This is a genomic window from Streptomyces sp. NPDC041784 (assembly GCF_055591025.1).
In genome coordinates, this window is sequence record NZ_JBVJAB010000035.1 from 45,001 (window position 1) to 59,146 (window position 14,146).

Annotated in this window: 16 protein-coding genes and 1 pseudogene; 13 read left to right on the plus strand and 4 right to left on the minus strand. The window is 71.7% G+C overall.

From position 1 onward, the window contains the following. Positions 1–103 precede the first annotated feature (103 nt). The 5 genes from ACZ6D7_RS40840 (at position 104) to ACZ6D7_RS40860 (ending at position 5,232) form a co-directional block, all read left to right on the plus strand. On the plus strand, positions 104–1,102 hold the full coding sequence (locus ACZ6D7_RS40840; protein WP_469502163.1) for an ABC transporter permease: 999 nt from the start codon (positions 104–106) through the stop codon (positions 1,100–1,102). After that, the gene (locus tag ACZ6D7_RS40845; RefSeq protein WP_469502165.1) at positions 1,099–2,196 is read left to right on the plus strand and encodes an ABC transporter ATP-binding protein; all 1,098 of its coding nucleotides are present in this window, start codon (positions 1,099–1,101) and stop codon (positions 2,194–2,196) included. Before ACZ6D7_RS40840 ends, ACZ6D7_RS40845 begins: the two co-directional genes overlap by 4 nt. Positions 2,197–2,210: 14 nt before the next feature. Then, entirely contained in the window at positions 2,211–3,545 is a 1,335-nt protein-coding gene (locus ACZ6D7_RS40850) for an ABC transporter ATP-binding protein (RefSeq protein WP_469502247.1), read from the plus strand. A 64-nt stretch (positions 3,546–3,609) separates the two neighbouring features. Beyond that, the gene (locus ACZ6D7_RS40855) at positions 3,610–4,266 is read left to right on the plus strand and encodes a trimeric intracellular cation channel family protein (protein WP_469502168.1); all 657 of its coding nucleotides are present in this window, start codon (positions 3,610–3,612) and stop codon (positions 4,264–4,266) included. Between the two features lie 105 nt (positions 4,267–4,371). Continuing rightward, the gene (locus ACZ6D7_RS40860; RefSeq protein WP_469502171.1) at positions 4,372–5,232 is read left to right on the plus strand and encodes a thioesterase family protein; all 861 of its coding nucleotides are present in this window, start codon (positions 4,372–4,374) and stop codon (positions 5,230–5,232) included. Here the strand turns inward: ACZ6D7_RS40860 and ACZ6D7_RS40865 are convergent. Continuing rightward, positions 5,219–5,797, minus strand: coding sequence for a TIGR03086 family metal-binding protein (locus ACZ6D7_RS40865; RefSeq protein ID WP_469502174.1), 579 nt, complete (start codon positions 5,795–5,797; stop codon positions 5,219–5,221). The genes ACZ6D7_RS40860 and ACZ6D7_RS40865 overlap by 14 nt on opposite strands. A 106-nt stretch (positions 5,798–5,903) precedes the next feature. Here ACZ6D7_RS40865 and ACZ6D7_RS40870 point away from each other — a divergent pair, with 106 nt between their 5' ends. Both ACZ6D7_RS40870 and ACZ6D7_RS40875 read left to right on the plus strand, forming a co-directional pair. Continuing rightward, the gene (locus ACZ6D7_RS40870) at positions 5,904–6,881 is read left to right on the plus strand and encodes a helix-turn-helix transcriptional regulator (protein ID WP_469502177.1); all 978 of its coding nucleotides are present in this window, start codon (positions 5,904–5,906) and stop codon (positions 6,879–6,881) included. Between the two features lie 155 nt (positions 6,882–7,036). Beyond that, positions 7,037–7,411: a hypothetical protein gene (locus ACZ6D7_RS40875; protein WP_469502179.1), complete on the plus strand. Its 375-nt coding sequence runs from the start codon at positions 7,037–7,039 to the stop codon at positions 7,409–7,411. Positions 7,412–7,502: 91 nt separating this feature from the next. Here the strand turns inward: ACZ6D7_RS40875 and ACZ6D7_RS40880 are convergent, their stop codons facing one another. Then, positions 7,503–8,129, minus strand: a complete 627-nt coding sequence (locus tag ACZ6D7_RS40880; protein WP_469502181.1) for a TetR family transcriptional regulator — start codon at positions 8,127–8,129, stop codon at positions 7,503–7,505. A gap of 145 nt (positions 8,130–8,274) precedes the next feature. Between ACZ6D7_RS40880 and ACZ6D7_RS40885 the strand changes: the two genes are divergently transcribed. The 5 genes and pseudogenes from ACZ6D7_RS40885 to ACZ6D7_RS40905 all read left to right on the plus strand — a co-directional run. Continuing rightward, positions 8,275–8,442: a hypothetical protein gene (locus ACZ6D7_RS40885; RefSeq protein WP_469502183.1), complete on the plus strand. Its 168-nt coding sequence runs from the start codon at positions 8,275–8,277 to the stop codon at positions 8,440–8,442. A gap of 35 nt (positions 8,443–8,477) precedes the next feature. Next, positions 8,478–8,744: a DUF4190 domain-containing protein gene (locus ACZ6D7_RS40890; RefSeq protein ID WP_469502185.1), complete on the plus strand. Its 267-nt coding sequence runs from the start codon at positions 8,478–8,480 to the stop codon at positions 8,742–8,744. Positions 8,745–8,824: 80 nt separating this feature from the next. Next, positions 8,825–9,994, plus strand: a complete 1,170-nt coding sequence (locus tag ACZ6D7_RS40895) for a cysteine desulfurase family protein (RefSeq protein ID WP_469502188.1) — start codon at positions 8,825–8,827, stop codon at positions 9,992–9,994. A gap of 64 nt (positions 9,995–10,058) precedes the next feature. Further along, on the plus strand, positions 10,059–10,583 hold the full coding sequence (locus ACZ6D7_RS40900) for a GNAT family N-acetyltransferase (RefSeq protein ID WP_469502193.1): 525 nt from the start codon (positions 10,059–10,061) through the stop codon (positions 10,581–10,583). A gap of 102 nt (positions 10,584–10,685) precedes the next feature. Further along, a pseudogene (locus ACZ6D7_RS40905) lies at positions 10,686–10,808 on the plus strand (IS481 family transposase); the annotation flags it as partial. Positions 10,809–11,469: 661 nt separating this feature from the next. On the opposite strand, the gene ACZ6D7_RS40910 reads toward ACZ6D7_RS40905, so the two are convergent. After that, on the minus strand, positions 11,470–12,129 hold the full coding sequence (locus ACZ6D7_RS40910) for an N-acetylmuramoyl-L-alanine amidase (protein WP_469502195.1): 660 nt from the start codon (positions 12,127–12,129) through the stop codon (positions 11,470–11,472). Positions 12,130–12,210: 81 nt separating this feature from the next. Here ACZ6D7_RS40910 and mnmA point away from each other — a divergent pair, with 81 nt between their 5' ends. After that, on the plus strand, positions 12,211–13,338 hold the full coding sequence (gene mnmA, locus ACZ6D7_RS40915) for a tRNA 2-thiouridine(34) synthase MnmA (protein WP_469502198.1): 1,128 nt from the start codon (positions 12,211–12,213) through the stop codon (positions 13,336–13,338). 31 nt (positions 13,339–13,369) lie between these two features. Here mnmA and ACZ6D7_RS40920 read toward each other — a convergent pair whose 3' ends face one another. Next, positions 13,370–14,146, minus strand: coding sequence for an alpha/beta fold hydrolase (locus ACZ6D7_RS40920; protein WP_469502200.1), 777 nt, complete (start codon positions 14,144–14,146; stop codon positions 13,370–13,372).

The window sequence follows — 14,146 nt, forward strand, 5'->3', positions numbered from 1 at the left end:
ACAAACCCACAAAAAAAAACCCCCCCCCCCCCCCCCGCCTCCCCCCCCCCCCCCCCCCCCCCCCCCCCCCCCCCCCCCCCCGGTCCGCGGCGGGCCGAGAGCTGTGCTCGCTTACCTCATCAGGCGGTTCTTCGCCGCCGCAGTGATGCTTGTGGTCATCGTCATGGTGGTCTTCGGCATCTTCTTCCTCATCCCCAAGTGGGCCGGCGTCGACATCGCCTTGAGCTTCGTGGGCAAGCAGGCCGACCCTGCCGCCGTCGAGGGTGTGCGCGAGAAGCTGGGCCTGGGCGACCCGATCTACGCCCAGGTCTGGGAGTTCTTCAAGGGAATCTTCGCCGGTCGCACCTACACCGGCGGCGGCGACACCATCCACTGTGCCGCGCCGTGCTTCGGCTACTCCTTCCGCAGTGAGCAGGCCGTCTGGCCGGTGCTGACCGACCGCTTCCCGGTGACCCTGGCGCTCGCGCTCGGTGCCGCCGTGCTGTGGCTGATCATGGGTGTCTCGGCCGGTGTGCTCTCCGCGCTCAAGCGGGGCAGCCTGTGGGACCGCGGCGCGATGGTGATCGCGCTCTCGGGTGTCTCCCTCCCGATCTACTTCACCGGCATGGTCGCGCTGTCGATCTTCGTCTACGGACTGGACCTGTTCGACGGGCAGTTCGTCCCCCTGGAGGACGGCTTCAGCGGCTGGTTCGGCGGCATGATCCTGCCGTGGGTCACCCTGGCCTTCCTGTACGCGGCGATGTACGCGCGCATCACCCGGGCCACCATGCTCGAGATCCTCGGCGAGGACTACATCCGCACCGCCCGCGCCAAGGGCCTCAAGGAGCAGACCGTCATCGGCAAGCACGCCATGCGCTCCACGATGACGCCCCTGCTGACCATGCTCGGCATGGACCTCGGTGCCCTCATCGGCGGTGCGATCCTGACCGAGACGGCGTTCAGCCTGCCCGGCCTCGGCCAGGCCGTGCTCAACGCCATCAAGAACCAGGACCTGCCCATCATCCTGGGCGTCACCCTGGTGACTTCCGTAGCGGTGCTCGTCGCCAACCTCGTGGTGGACATCCTGTACGCCGTGATCGACCCCCGAGTGAGGCTCGCATGACCGAACTGAGCAAGAGCGGAGCGGCCGTGGGCGAGCCCACCCCCGCCTCGCCCGCGCCGACCGCCTTCCTTGAGGTACGCGACCTCAAGGTGCACTTCCCGACGGACGACGGTCTGGTCAAGTCCGTCGACGGGCTCAGCTTCCAGCTGGAGAAGGGCAAGACCCTCGGCATCGTGGGCGAGTCCGGCTCCGGCAAGTCGGTGACCTCGCTCGGCATCATGGGCCTGCACACCGCCGGCCAGTACGGCAAGCGCAAGGCGCAGATCTCCGGCGAGATCTGGCTGGACGGCACCGAGCTGCTCTCCGCCGACCCGGACCACGTGCGCAAGCTGCGCGGCCGCGAGATGGCGATGATCTTCCAGGATCCGCTGTCGGCGCTGCACCCGTACTACACGATCGGCCAGCAGATCGTGGAGGCGTACCGGATCCACCACGACGTCGACAAGAAGACCGCGAAGCGACGCGCGGTCGAGATGCTCGACCGGGTGGGCATCCCGCAGCCGGACAAGCGCGTGGACAGCTACCCGCACGAGTTCTCCGGCGGTATGCGCCAGCGCGCGATGATCGCGATGTCGCTGGTCAACAACCCCGAGCTGCTGATCGCGGACGAGCCGACGACCGCCCTCGACGTGACCGTCCAGGCGCAGATCCTCGACCTGATCCGCGACCTGCAGAAGGAGTTCGGCTCCGCGGTCATCGTCATCACCCACGACCTGGGTGTGGTGGCCGAACTGGCCGACGACATCCTGGTGATGTACGGCGGCCGCTGCGTGGAGCGGGGCCCGGCGGAGAAGGTGTTCTACGAGCCCCGCCACCCCTACACCTGGGGTCTGCTCGGCTCGATGCCGCGTCTCGACCGCGACCAGCAGGAGCGTCTGATCCCGGTCAAGGGCTCCCCGCCCTCCCTGATCAACATCCCGTCCGGCTGCGCCTTCAACCCGCGCTGCCCGTACGCGGACCTCCCGAAGGACAACGTCACCCGCACCGTCCGGCCCGAGCTGGCCGAGGTCGGCAGCCGTCACTGGGCGGCCTGCCACATGGACACGGAGCAGCGGGAGCGTATCTGGACCGAAGAGATTGCGCCGAAGCTGTGAGTGACGAGAAAGCGGTGACGATTCCCGCGCAGAGCACGGGCCCGGGCCGGACCGACGGCGAGGTCCTGCTGAAGGTCACCGGGCTCCAGAAGCACTTCCCCATCAAGAAGGGCCTGCTCCAGCGGCAGGTCGGGGCGGTGCACGCGGTCGACGGCCTGGACTTCGAGGTCCGCTCCGGCGAGACGCTCGGCGTCGTGGGCGAGTCCGGCTGCGGCAAGTCGACAATGGGCCGGCTGATCACCCGGCTGCTCGAGCCGACCGGCGGCACGATCGAGTTCCAGGGCAAGGACATCACGCACCTCGGCGTCGGCGGCATGCGTCCGCTGCGCCGCGATGTGCAGATGATCTTCCAGGACCCGTACTCGTCGCTGAACCCGCGCCACACCATCGGCACGATCATCGGCGCTCCCTTCAAGCTCCAGGGCGTGACGCCCGAGGGCGGCATCAAGAAGGAAGTGCAGCGGCTGCTGTCGGTCGTGGGGCTCAACCCCGAGCACTACAACCGCTACCCGCACGAGTTCTCCGGCGGTCAGCGTCAGCGCATCGGCATCGCCCGCGCGCTCGCGCTGAACCCGAAGCTGGTCGTGGCCGACGAGCCGGTGTCCGCGCTGGACGTGTCGATCCAGGCCCAGGTCGTGAACCTGCTGGACGACCTCCAGCAGGAACTCGGTCTGACGTACGTGATCATCGCGCACGACCTCTCGGTCGTCCGGCACGTCTCGGACCGGATCGCGGTGATGTACCTCGGCAAGATCGTGGAGCTGGCCGACCGCGAGCAGCTCTACAAGTCGCCGATGCACCCGTACACCAAGGCGCTCATGTCGGCGGTTCCGATCCCGGACCCGAGGCGCAAGAACGCCAAGAGCGAGCGGATCCTGCTCAAGGGTGACGTGCCCTCGCCGATCTCGCCGCCGAGCGGCTGCCGCTTCCACACCCGGTGCTGGAAGGCCACGGAGATCTGCAAGACCACCGAGCCGAAGCTGATCGAGCTGCGGACCGGCCAGCAGGTCGCCTGCCACCACCCGGAGAACTTCGCGGACCAGGCCCCGCAGGACACCGTCCTGCTGACCGCCGCGAAGGAGGCGGCGGAGCTGGTGGCCGACGAGGTGCTCGCGGAGTCGGCGGAGACGTCGGCGGCGGTGGCGGCGGAGGTGGCCGCCACGGAGGCGACCACGACGGAGGCGACCACGACGGAGGCGACCACGACGGAGGAGGCCACCACGGAGGAGGCCGCCCCGGAGGCGACCGAGCCCGCCACGGACGAGGCCCCCGCCGAGGAGACCGAGGCCGCTGCGGAGACCGAGGCCCCCGCGGAGACCAAGGTCGCCAAGGAAACCGGCGACAAGTAACCCAACACAGAGCCCCCGCCTTGCAATGTAAGGCGGGGGCTCTGTGTTGCGTCACAATGTAAGGGTGATGCAGCAGATTTTCAGCCCGTCCGTCCAGCACACGCTCGACCTGATCGGCATCTTCGTGTTCGCCATCTCGGGCGCGCTGCTGGCCGTCCGCAAGAACTTCGACGTCTTCGGCATCGCCGTCCTCGCCGAGGTCACCGCGCTGGGCGGCGGGCTGTTCCGGGACATGGTCATCGGCGCCGTGCCCCCGGCCGCCTTCACCGACCTCGGGTACTTCCTCACCCCGCTGCTCGCCGCCTTGCTGGTGATCTTCCTCCACCCGCAGGTGGAGCGGATCCAGACGGGCGTGAACGTCTTCGACGCGGCCGGCCTCGGTCTGTTCTGTGTCACGGGCACGACGAAGGCGTACGACTACGGCCTCAACCTCACCGCGTCGGCGGCACTGGGCCTGGCCACCGCCGTCGGCGGCGGTGTGCTGCGGGACGTACTGGCCAACGAGGTGCCCTCGCTGCTGCGCTGGGACCGCGACCTCTACGCGGTCCCGGCGATCGTGGGCGCCACCATGGTGGTGATCTGTATCCACTACGACGTTCTCACCCCCCTGGCCAGCGGTTTCGCCGCCGTCACGGCCTTCGTGCTGCGGCTGCTCGCGATGCGGTACCACTGGCGGGCGCCTCGCGCGTGGAACCGGCGCTCGACGGTGCGCGAGGAGTAGTCGCGCGGGCGCGCGGGCGGGCCGTGATCCGGCGCCGCTGTCGGGCTGTAGCGGAGGCTACGACAAAAGCTACCGCTTAGTAATGAGCTGTTGTACCGTTCAGGCATGTCAGAAGCAGCAACCGCGGTGGCCGCGCGGGCCATCACAGGCGACAGCGAGTTCGACCGGGACACCGCGCTGACCCGGCGCGCACCCGGCGTCTACGACATCGACCTCTCGGCCGGCTGGACGATCATCAGCGCCGTCAACGGCGGCTATCTGCTCGCCGTCCTCGGCCGCGCCCTCGCGGACGCCCTGCCCCACCAGGACCCGTTCACGATCTCGGCGCACTACCTCACCGCCTCCCAGCCGGGCCCGGCCGTCGTCCGCACGGACGTGGTCCGCACCGGCCGCACCCTCTCCACCGGCCAGGCCTCGCTCCTCCAGTACGACGAGGAGGGCAACGAGGTCGAGCGGATCCGTGTCCTCGCCTCCTACGGCGACCTGGACGCCCTGCCCGACGACGTGCGGACGACGGCGAAGCCGCCCGCGATCCCGCCGATCGAGCAGTGCTTCGGCCCCGAGGACGGACCGGCGCCGGTCGACGGCAGCTCCGCGATCGCCGACCGGCTGATGCTCAAGCTCGACCCCTCGACCCTGGGCTGGGCGCTCGGACAGCCCACCGGCAAGGGCGAGATGCGGGCCTGGTTCGGGCTGAAGGACGGCCGCGACCCCGACCCGCTCTCCCTCCTCCTCGCGGTGGACGCGCTGCCGCCGACCGCCTTCGAGATCGGTCTGCGCGGCTGGGTCCCCACGGTCGAACTCACCGTCCACGTCCGCGCCCGCCCCGCCCCGGGCCCGCTGCGCGTCTCCATCACCACCCGCAACCTCGCCGGCGGCTTCCTGGAGGAGGACGCGGAGGTCTGGGACAGCCAGGACCGCCTCGTGGCCCAGTCCCGGCAGCTGGCGCGGGTCAGGCTCGGCTGAGCGGCGCGCGCCCCAGCCAGGCGGCCAGCCGCTCGTAACTGTCCGCCCCTTCGGGGGCGGGCAGCGCGGGCTCGAACGGCCGCCCCTCGCGCGGGCCGTCGGGCAGGGCCTCGTGCGCGGCAGCGAGGGAGAACTCGGCCAGTTCCGGGTCGAGTTCCAGCGGCCGCCCGAGGCCCTCGGAGAGGTCCCAGGTGTGCGCCACGATCTCCATGACGTACGCCGACAGGGCGTCCCGGCCGCTGATCTCGCCCCACGGCACCCGCACCGGCCGTGCCATGCGCTCGTCGTCCGCCCAGGCCGCCAGGGCCCTGGTCCGGACCTCGTCGTACGCCCGCGGCCAGCCGTCGTCCGGCACCCGGTCGACGAACATCCGTACGGCCGGCCCGTCGCCGCCCTCGCCGTAGACCACGATCCGCCGCGTGCCGCCCACGATATGGCTGAGCAGCGTGCGGACGTCGTACTCGGCGCACGGCGTGGGGCCGTCCAGCTGCTCGGGCCGTACGGTCCTGATCAGCTCGGCGGCCTGCGCGGTGGCCCGGGTGTACAGGGGGCGGGGGTCGGTCATGACGGTGCCTCTCTGCGAGCGGTTTGCTCCCCGGAGACTTCCCGGAAAACCTGACATCCGCCGTCATGCATTGCCGTCCTGACCCGAACGGCGGGATCCTGGCGCGGTGAAGTCCGACCGCCTTCTGTCGATCCTGCTGCTCCTCCAGACCCGGGGCCGGGTTCCCGCCCCCGAACTCGCCGAGCGGCTCGAGGTGTCGGTGCGCACCGTCTACCGGGACGTGGAGGCGCTGTCCGCCGCCGGCGTCCCGGTCTACGCCGAACGCGGCCGGCACGGCGGCATCGAGCTGCTCCCCGGCTACCGCACGGACGTCACCGGTCTGACCGCCGACGAGTCCCGCGCCCTGTTCGTCCTCGCCGCGCAGGGCGCGCACGCCGCCCTCGGCCTGGACGCGGCGCTCGGCTCCGCGCTGCGCAAGGTGATGGCCGCGCTGCCGGCCCCGCACCGCCCGGCCGCCGAGGTGACCAGCCGCCGGATCCTGGTCGACGCCACCCGCTGGAAGGGCGGCCCCCGGCCGGCCGTCGACCTGGAGACCCTGCGGGACGCCGTCTTCACCGACCGGCGGCTGCGGCTGAGCTACCGGCACAGCGGCGCGCCCGAGCCGCGCACGTACACCGTCGACCCGTACGGCCTCGTCGCCAAGGCGGGGGTCTGGTACCTGGTCGCCGACCGGCGCGGGAGACCGCGGCTGTTCCGTGCCGACCGGGTGCGCTCGGCCAGGGTGCTGGACGAACCCGTACGGCGGCGGCCGGGCGTCGAACTCGCCGACGCCTGGGAGGTGGTGTGCCGCGAGGTCGAGGAGCGTCCCGGCGGCGTCGACGTCACCGTGCGGGTGCGGCGCGACCGGCTCGACCTGTTCCTGCGCCTGAACGCCGCCCGGCTCGTCGAACTCCCCGACGAACAGGGGGAGGAGGACCGGGTGACCGCCCGGCTGTCGTACCGAGCCGTCGGCGAGGCGCGTCAACTCCTCGCGTTCTCCGACGAGGTGGAGGTCCTCGCGCCGACCGAGGTGCGCGAGGAGCTGCGCGCGGTGGCCGCCCGTGTCACGGAGCTGTACCAGCGCGCGACCGGGCCCCAGGGCTGAACTCCCAGGTCGGAGAGGTTTCTTGAGGCGCGCTTTACCCGATTGACAGGCGGCCGACAGAGGAGGCCCAAGGAAGCCCAGGTCGGCGTTGTCACAGTTCCCGCCTCAGGACTCCCTCATCTCGCTTGGAGCTGTTTCTCATGAAGCGTGTGCCGATGCCGAAGCGTCTCGTCCCCGCGGTGACGCTGCTGGCGCTCTCGCCCCTCGCCCTCGCGGCCTGCGGCTCGGGCGACTCGTCGTCCTCGAACAGCGGCACCTCCGGCCGGCAGACCTGCCAGCCGCCCTCGGGCATGCCCAGCGGGGCGCCGAGCGGGGCGCCCAGCGGTGCTCCGTCGGGCGCGCCGAGCGGAGCCGCCTCGGGGCAGCCCACGGGCACTCCGACGGGCACGCCCACCGGTGTCCCGTCGGGCATGCCGAGCGGCGCTCCCGGCGGCGGCCAGGGCGGTCCGGGCGGTGGCCAGGGCGGCGGCTGCGGCGGGCCGGGCGGCGGTCAGCAGGGGCAGGGCCAGCAGGCGCAGCAGCAGGGCTGACCGGCGAACCCACCTCGTTCGGCACCTCGTTCAGGGGCGGCGCACTCGGAAGCGGGTGCGCCGCCCCTGCGCGTGCGGGCGCCCGCGCCCCTCAGTCGAGCCAGTGGTGGCGGCCGATGCTGATCAGCCGCATCTGGCGGGTGACGAGCTGGGTGACGCGCGCCTGCTCCTCCTCCGGGGTCTCCAGGGACTCCAGGAAGAGCGAGGCCGTGACGAGCATCTGGTCGACGAAGAGGTGCGCCAGCATCAGCAGGTCCTCCTCGCTCCAGCCCGCCGATTCGGGGTCCTTGGCCAGCTCGGCCTTCACCTCCTCGGCGAACCGGCCCAGTTGGCTGCGGATCGCCTCGCGCACGGGCTGCACCCCGCCGTGCCGCTCCCGCGCGATGAACCGGACATGGGCCGGCTGGGTGTGCACATGATGGGAGATCAGCTCGACGGCCCGGGTGATGCGTTCCTCGCTGGTGCGGGCGCCGGCCACGGTGTTCTGGATCATCGGGTGCAGGCTGCCCAGCGCCTCCTCGACCAGCGCCACACCGAGGTCCGCGGTGGAGCGGAAGTGCCGGTAGAAGGCGGTCGGGGCGACCCCGACGGCACGGGTGACCTCGCGCAGGCCCAGGCTGCTCAGACTCTGCTCCTCCAGCAGGCCGAGCGCCGCGTCCAGGAGTGCCTGCCGGGTCTTCTGTTTCTGGGCCTGCCGGATGCCGACGGTGTGACTCATGTCATCCAGTTAACAACTGTTCTCCGTAATTGAAAAGTCGTCGGACGCGCTAGACTCAAGAGTCAGTGAACAAGTGTTACTACAACTGTTCACCGAAACGTAACGAGAGACGGCCGGTAAGGCCGTCCGGAGGGGGTTTCATCCCGTGCTGTTCCTCGTCGCCGCACTTCTGCTGCTCGGCGTCGTCATGGGCACCGTGGCCCACGCGCCGTTCACCTTCACCCTCGTCGCCGCCACCGTGATCGCCGCCTGGCTCGGCATCTTCGCGCTGCGCGAGCGCCACGGCCGCCGCCGGCACACCTCGACCCACTGACCCGCGCACCGCGCATCCACAGGAGCTGACCCGCCATGCACCTCACCGCACCGGCCACCCCGCGCACCGCCGCCCGCGACGCCGACGGCATGGCCGTCGCGTCGTTCGTCCTGGGCCTGCTGGGCCTGCTCGTCCTCAACGTATTCCTCGGCCCCGTCGCCATCGTCCTGGCGGCCGTCGCCCTCTGGCGCGGTACGGCCCGCCGCGGCCGCGCCTTCCTCGGTCTCGCCCTGGGCGTCGCTGACCTGCTGGTCCTGTTCGCCTTCATGCAGGCGGACTCGACGATCTCGTGGAGCTTCTGACCGCCGCGCACCCATGAGGCCCCCGCACGGCCGACCATGCGGCGAGGCCCGCCACCGGGCCCCGTAGAATCGGGGTCACCATGGCTTACCTCGACCACGCCGCGACCACCCCGATGCTCCCGGAGGCGGTCGAGGCACTCGCCGCGCACCTGAGCGTCACCGGCAATGCCTCCTCCCTGCACGCGTCCGGCCGCAAGGCCCGCCGTACGGTCGAGGAAGCCCGCGAAACCCTCGCGGAAGCGCTCGGCGCCCGCCCGAGCGAGGTCGTGTTCACCTCCGGCGGCACCGAGGCCGACAACCTCGCCGTCAAGGGCCTGTACTGGTCGCGCCGAGACGCCGACCCGGCCCGCACCCGCGTCCTGGCCAGCCCCGTCGAGCATCACGCGGTCCTCGACGCCGTGCACTGGCTGGGCGAGCACGAGGGCGCCACGGTCGAGTACCTCCCGGTCGACGGATACGGCCGCGTCCACCCCGAAGCGCTGCGCGCGGCGATCGCCCGCAACCCCGACGACGTCGCCCTGGCCACCGTCATGTGGGCCAACAACGAGATCGGCACGGTCCTGCCGGTCCATGAACTCGCCGACGTCGCCGCCGAGTTCGGCGTCCCGCTGCACGCCGACGCCGTCCAGGCCTTCGGTCAGCTCCCGGTCGACTTCGCCGCCTCCGGCCTCGCCGCGATGACCGTCTCCGGCCACAAGGTCGGCGGCCCCTACGGCATCGGCGCGCTGCTGCTGGGCCGCGAGTACAGCCCCGTACCCGTCCTGCACGGCGGCGGCCAGGAACGCCACGTCCGCTCCGGCACCCTCGACGTCCCCGCGATCGCCTCCTTCGCGGTCGCCGGCCGGCTCGCCGCCGAACAGCGCGAGTGGTTCGCCCGCGAGATCGGCGCCCTGCGCGACGCCCTGGTCACCGCGGTCCGTACGGCCGTCCCGGACGCGATCCTCGGCGGGGACCCGGCACCGGGGGGCCGCCTCCCGGCCAACGCCCACTTCACCTTCCCCGGCTGCGAGGGAGACTCGCTGCTGCTGCTGCTCGACGCCCAGGGCATCGAGTGCTCCACCGGCTCCGCCTGCACCGCCGGTGTCGCCCAGCCCAGCCACGTCCTGCTCGCCACCGGCACCGACCCGGACCTGGCCCGCGGCACCCTCCGCTTCTCCCTCGGCCACACCTCCACCGAGGCCGACGTCGAGGCCGTCGCCAAGGCCATAGGCCCGGCGGTGGAACGGGCCCGCGCGGCCGGCCTGACCTGACCCCGCGCGCCGCGGGCGAAACCGGCTTGCCCCTCCGGGACGGGGCTGGTTAGCGTCGCCACTCGTGACCCCGACGCTGCGCACCGCCCGGCTGCTCCTGGACCCCTACGTCCCGCGGGACGAGGAGAGCTTCGTCGCCCTGTTCCAGGACCCGAGGGTGTCCCGGTGGATGGGTGACGGACCCTCCTCCGAGGCGGACGACCGCGCCCTGTTCCGACGGGTGTTCACCAAGGTCTACGCCCAGGACCTGTTCGACGTCTGGGCGGTGCGCCGGGACGGGCGGCTGATCGGGCACGCGGAGATCAAACCGACCGAGGCAGCCGCGGGCCACGAGATCGTCTACGCCCTGCTCCCCGAGGTCTGGGGCGGCGGCCTGGGGACCGAACTGGCGGAGCGACTCGTCGCCCACGGCTTCGACACCCTCGGGCTGTCCGCGGTGCACGCCACCGTGGCCGCGGAGAACGAGGGCTCGCTGACCCTGCTGGGCCGGATCGGCTTCGAGCACGTCCGGGACATCCTGGAGGACGACGGCGGTGTCACCCGTCTGCTGACCCGCCGCCGTCCTGACCGCGAGGCGGACAGACCCTAGGTGTACTCGGCCAAGAGGTTGGTGACTCGCGTCGGTAGTTGATCAAGAGAAGACCTCCGGGCGTAGTGGAGATGCCTGTCTTCACCACAACCGGAGGTCTCGGTGACTCACGCTAATGCCCGGCTGACCTATCACGGCAGATGTCTTCTGGTGCGCCGTGTCGTGCATGACCTGCGTCCGGTGGCACACGTGGCCAAGGAGCTGGGAGTGTCGCGCCAGTGTGCGGGTGTAGGTGGTGGTGCCGTCGGAGGCTGTGCCCTCCAGCAGGTCCGGGATGGTGAGGGTGCCGGTGGCGTCCGCGGCGGACGCCTTGTTGGCGTTGCCGCCGCTGAGCAGGGAGAAGGTCGCTCCCGCCGCGCCGGCCGCGCCCAGTCCGACCCCGGCCATCCCGCCGAGGAACCTCCGCCGGTGCAGGCCCTTGCCGCCCTTGCGCTGCCGTTCCGCGCCGGAGGCGGGTTCTGTGGTGTGCGTCATGGGCGTGGAGCTTGGGGCTAAGGGCTATGTAAAGACTGGGGTGAAATTAGGAGCGAGCCCGGGAGGCTGTGCGGTCGGCTTCCCCGCCAACTCCCTTGAAAGAAAGTAGAGTTGGCGTGCCGCAGGTCATGCCCGGAGCGCGGGACATGTCGGACGGGCTGTCCTGGTGCGGGTTCACATGATTGAGGGTGTGTGACCTGCGTCACGCGCTGCCCGTCATGCTTCTCGCCTCACGCCTCACGCTTCTCGCCTCACGCCTCACGCCTCACGCCTCACGCCTCACGCTTCTCGCCTCACGCCTCACGCCTCACGCCTCACGCCTCACGCTTCTCGCCTCACGCCTCACGCCTCACGCTTCTCGCCTCACGCCTCACGCCTCACGCTTCTCGCCTCACGCCTCACGCCTCACGCCTCACGCGGAGGCGGTGTGCGCCTCCTCGACGAGCTTCATGTACCGGTCCCAGTCCCAGTGTTCGCCGGGGTCGGTGTGGTCCGTCCCCGGGACCTCCACATGCCCGACGATGTGCTCGCGGTCGACGGGTATGCCGTACCGCCGGCAGACACCGGCCGCGAGCCGCGCGGAGGCGGCGTACATCGCGTCGGTGAAGTCCTCCGGCCGGTCCACGAACCCCTCGTGCTCGATGCCGACACTGCGCTCGTTGTACCCGCGGTTGCCCGCGTGGTAGGCCACGTCCAGCTCCCGGATCATCTGCGTGACCCGGCCGTCCTGCCCCACGATGTAGTGCGCGGCCGCCTGGTGGCCGGGGTCCTGGAACGCCTTCACCGCGCTCGCCAGACCGCCCTGGGTGACATGCACGACGATCATGTCGATCCCGTAGTCGTCCGGCCGGTCCGCCCAGCGGAAGTTCGCCTCCGAGGCAGACACCCAGCGCGCGCCCCGGAAGTCGACCGCACCCTCCACCCGCGGCTTGCGCACACCCGGCAGCCGCCAGTACAGCTCCGCCAGCTCCTCCCGCGCCAGCACCGCCGAGCCCACGGCGGCCGCCGCCCCGCCGATCAGCAGAGCCCGCCGGCCGATCCGCCGGTCGGAGTCGCGCTTTCTCGCCCCCATCGCCTGCCCTTCCTCGCCCTCGTGGTCGTCAACGGATATGCGCGGGCTCCGGTTCCCGGCGCCCCGTACCCTGGAAGGGTTATGACTGAGACCTCGCGCCCCCGCCCCCTCCGCGTACTCGCCGCCATGTCCGGCGGGGTCGACTCCGCCGTCGCCGCCGCCCGCGCCGCCGAAGCCGGCCATGACGTGACGGGTGTCCACCTCGCGCTCTCCGCGAACCCGCAGTCCTTCCGCACGGGCGCGCGTGGCTGCTGCACCATCGAGGACTCCCGCGACGCCCGCCGTGCCGCCGACGTCATCGGCATCCCGTTCTACGTCTGGGACCTCGCCGACCGCTTCCGCGAGGACGTCGTCGAGGACTTCGTCGCCGAGTACGAGGCCGGCCGCACCCCCAACCCCTGCCTGCGCTGCAACGAGAAGATCAAGTTCGCCGCCCTGCTCGACAAGGCGCTGGCGCTCGGCTTCGACGCGGTGTGCACCGGCCACTACGCGCAGATCGTCCTCGGCGAGGACGGCACGCGCGAACTGCACCGCGCCTCCGACATGGCCAAGGACCAGTCGTACGTCCTCGGCGTCCTCGACGAGAAGCAGCTCGCCCACGCGCTGTTCCCGCTCGGCGACACCGTCACCACCAAGGACGAGATCCGCGCGGAGGCCGAGCGCCGGGGCCTGGCCGTCGCCAAGAAGCCCGACTCCCACGACATCTGCTTCATCGCCGACGGCGACACGCAGGGTTTCCTGGCCAAGCGCCTCGGCAAGGCCGAGGGTGACATCGTCGACGAGTCGGGAGCCACCATCGGCACCCACGAGGGCGCGTACGGCTTCACCATCGGCCAGCGCAAGGGGCTGCGGATCGGCACCCCGGCCGCCGACGGCAAGCCGCGCTACGTCCTCGACATCTCCCCGGTGGACAACACCGTGACGGTCGGCCCGGCCGCCTCCCTGGACGTCAGCGGCCTGACCGCCATCAAGCCCCGCTGGTGCGGCACCGCACCCACCGGCCCCGGCACCTACACCGCCCAGCTGCGCGCCCACGGCGGCGAGACCGAGGTCACCGCCGAACTGGTCGACGGCTCCCTCGAGGTCACCTTCGCGGAGCCCGTCCGGGGCGTGGCCCCCGGCCAGGCGATCGTCCTGTACGACGGCACGCGCGTGGTGGGCTCGGCGACGATCGCGTCCACGGTGCGGGCGACGGCCGGGGTGGCGTGACGCGGTAGGAGCTGTCCCAGGGCCGCTGTTCTTACGTGAGGAACTCTGCCAGGACCGGCGCCAGGACGTTCGGATCCACCATGTGGGTCTGGCCCTCCAGGATCCGGTACGCGCCGTCCGGTGCCGCCTCCGCGACCTCGTGTGCGGCCTCCCGCAGCCACCGCGGGCTGTCCCCGCCCGCCACCGCGAGCACCGGTACGCCGACCTCGGCCAGCCGCTCCCGGGGCACCGCGCCGCCAGCCATCACCGCGTCGTCGTAGGCCAGGGTGGGCGCGATGGCCTCCATGCCGGCCCACATCGGCGACTGGCGGGCCCGCTGGATCATCTCCTCGGCCAGACCCGTCAGCCGCAGGAACAGCTCCACGGCGTCCCCCCGTCGGCCCCGGTCGAGGGCCTCGGTGAGGTGCGCGGTGTACGCCGCGCGCTCGCGCGCCGCCTCCTCGTCGAGCGCGAACGGCGTCTCGTACACCGCCACCCGCCGCACCGGCAGCCCGCTCGCGGCCGCCTGAAGGGCCAGCGCGCCGCCCGAGGAGATCCCGTACAGCGCCGCCTCGCCGCCCGCCGCGTCGATCAGCGCCGCCAGGTCCTCGACCTCGCGTTCCACCGCGTACGGCGCCGTGTCGCCGCTCTCGCCCCGGCCCCGGCGGTCGTACCAGAGGACGGTGGCACGCCGCGCCAGCAGCCCGGCCAACGGCGCCACGGTGCCGCCCGTGGACATCGCCCCGCTCACCAGGATCACCGCGGGACCCTGCCCCGCACGCGCGTAGGCGAGTTCGGTGCCGTCGCGCGAAATGGTCTTCTTGTCCAT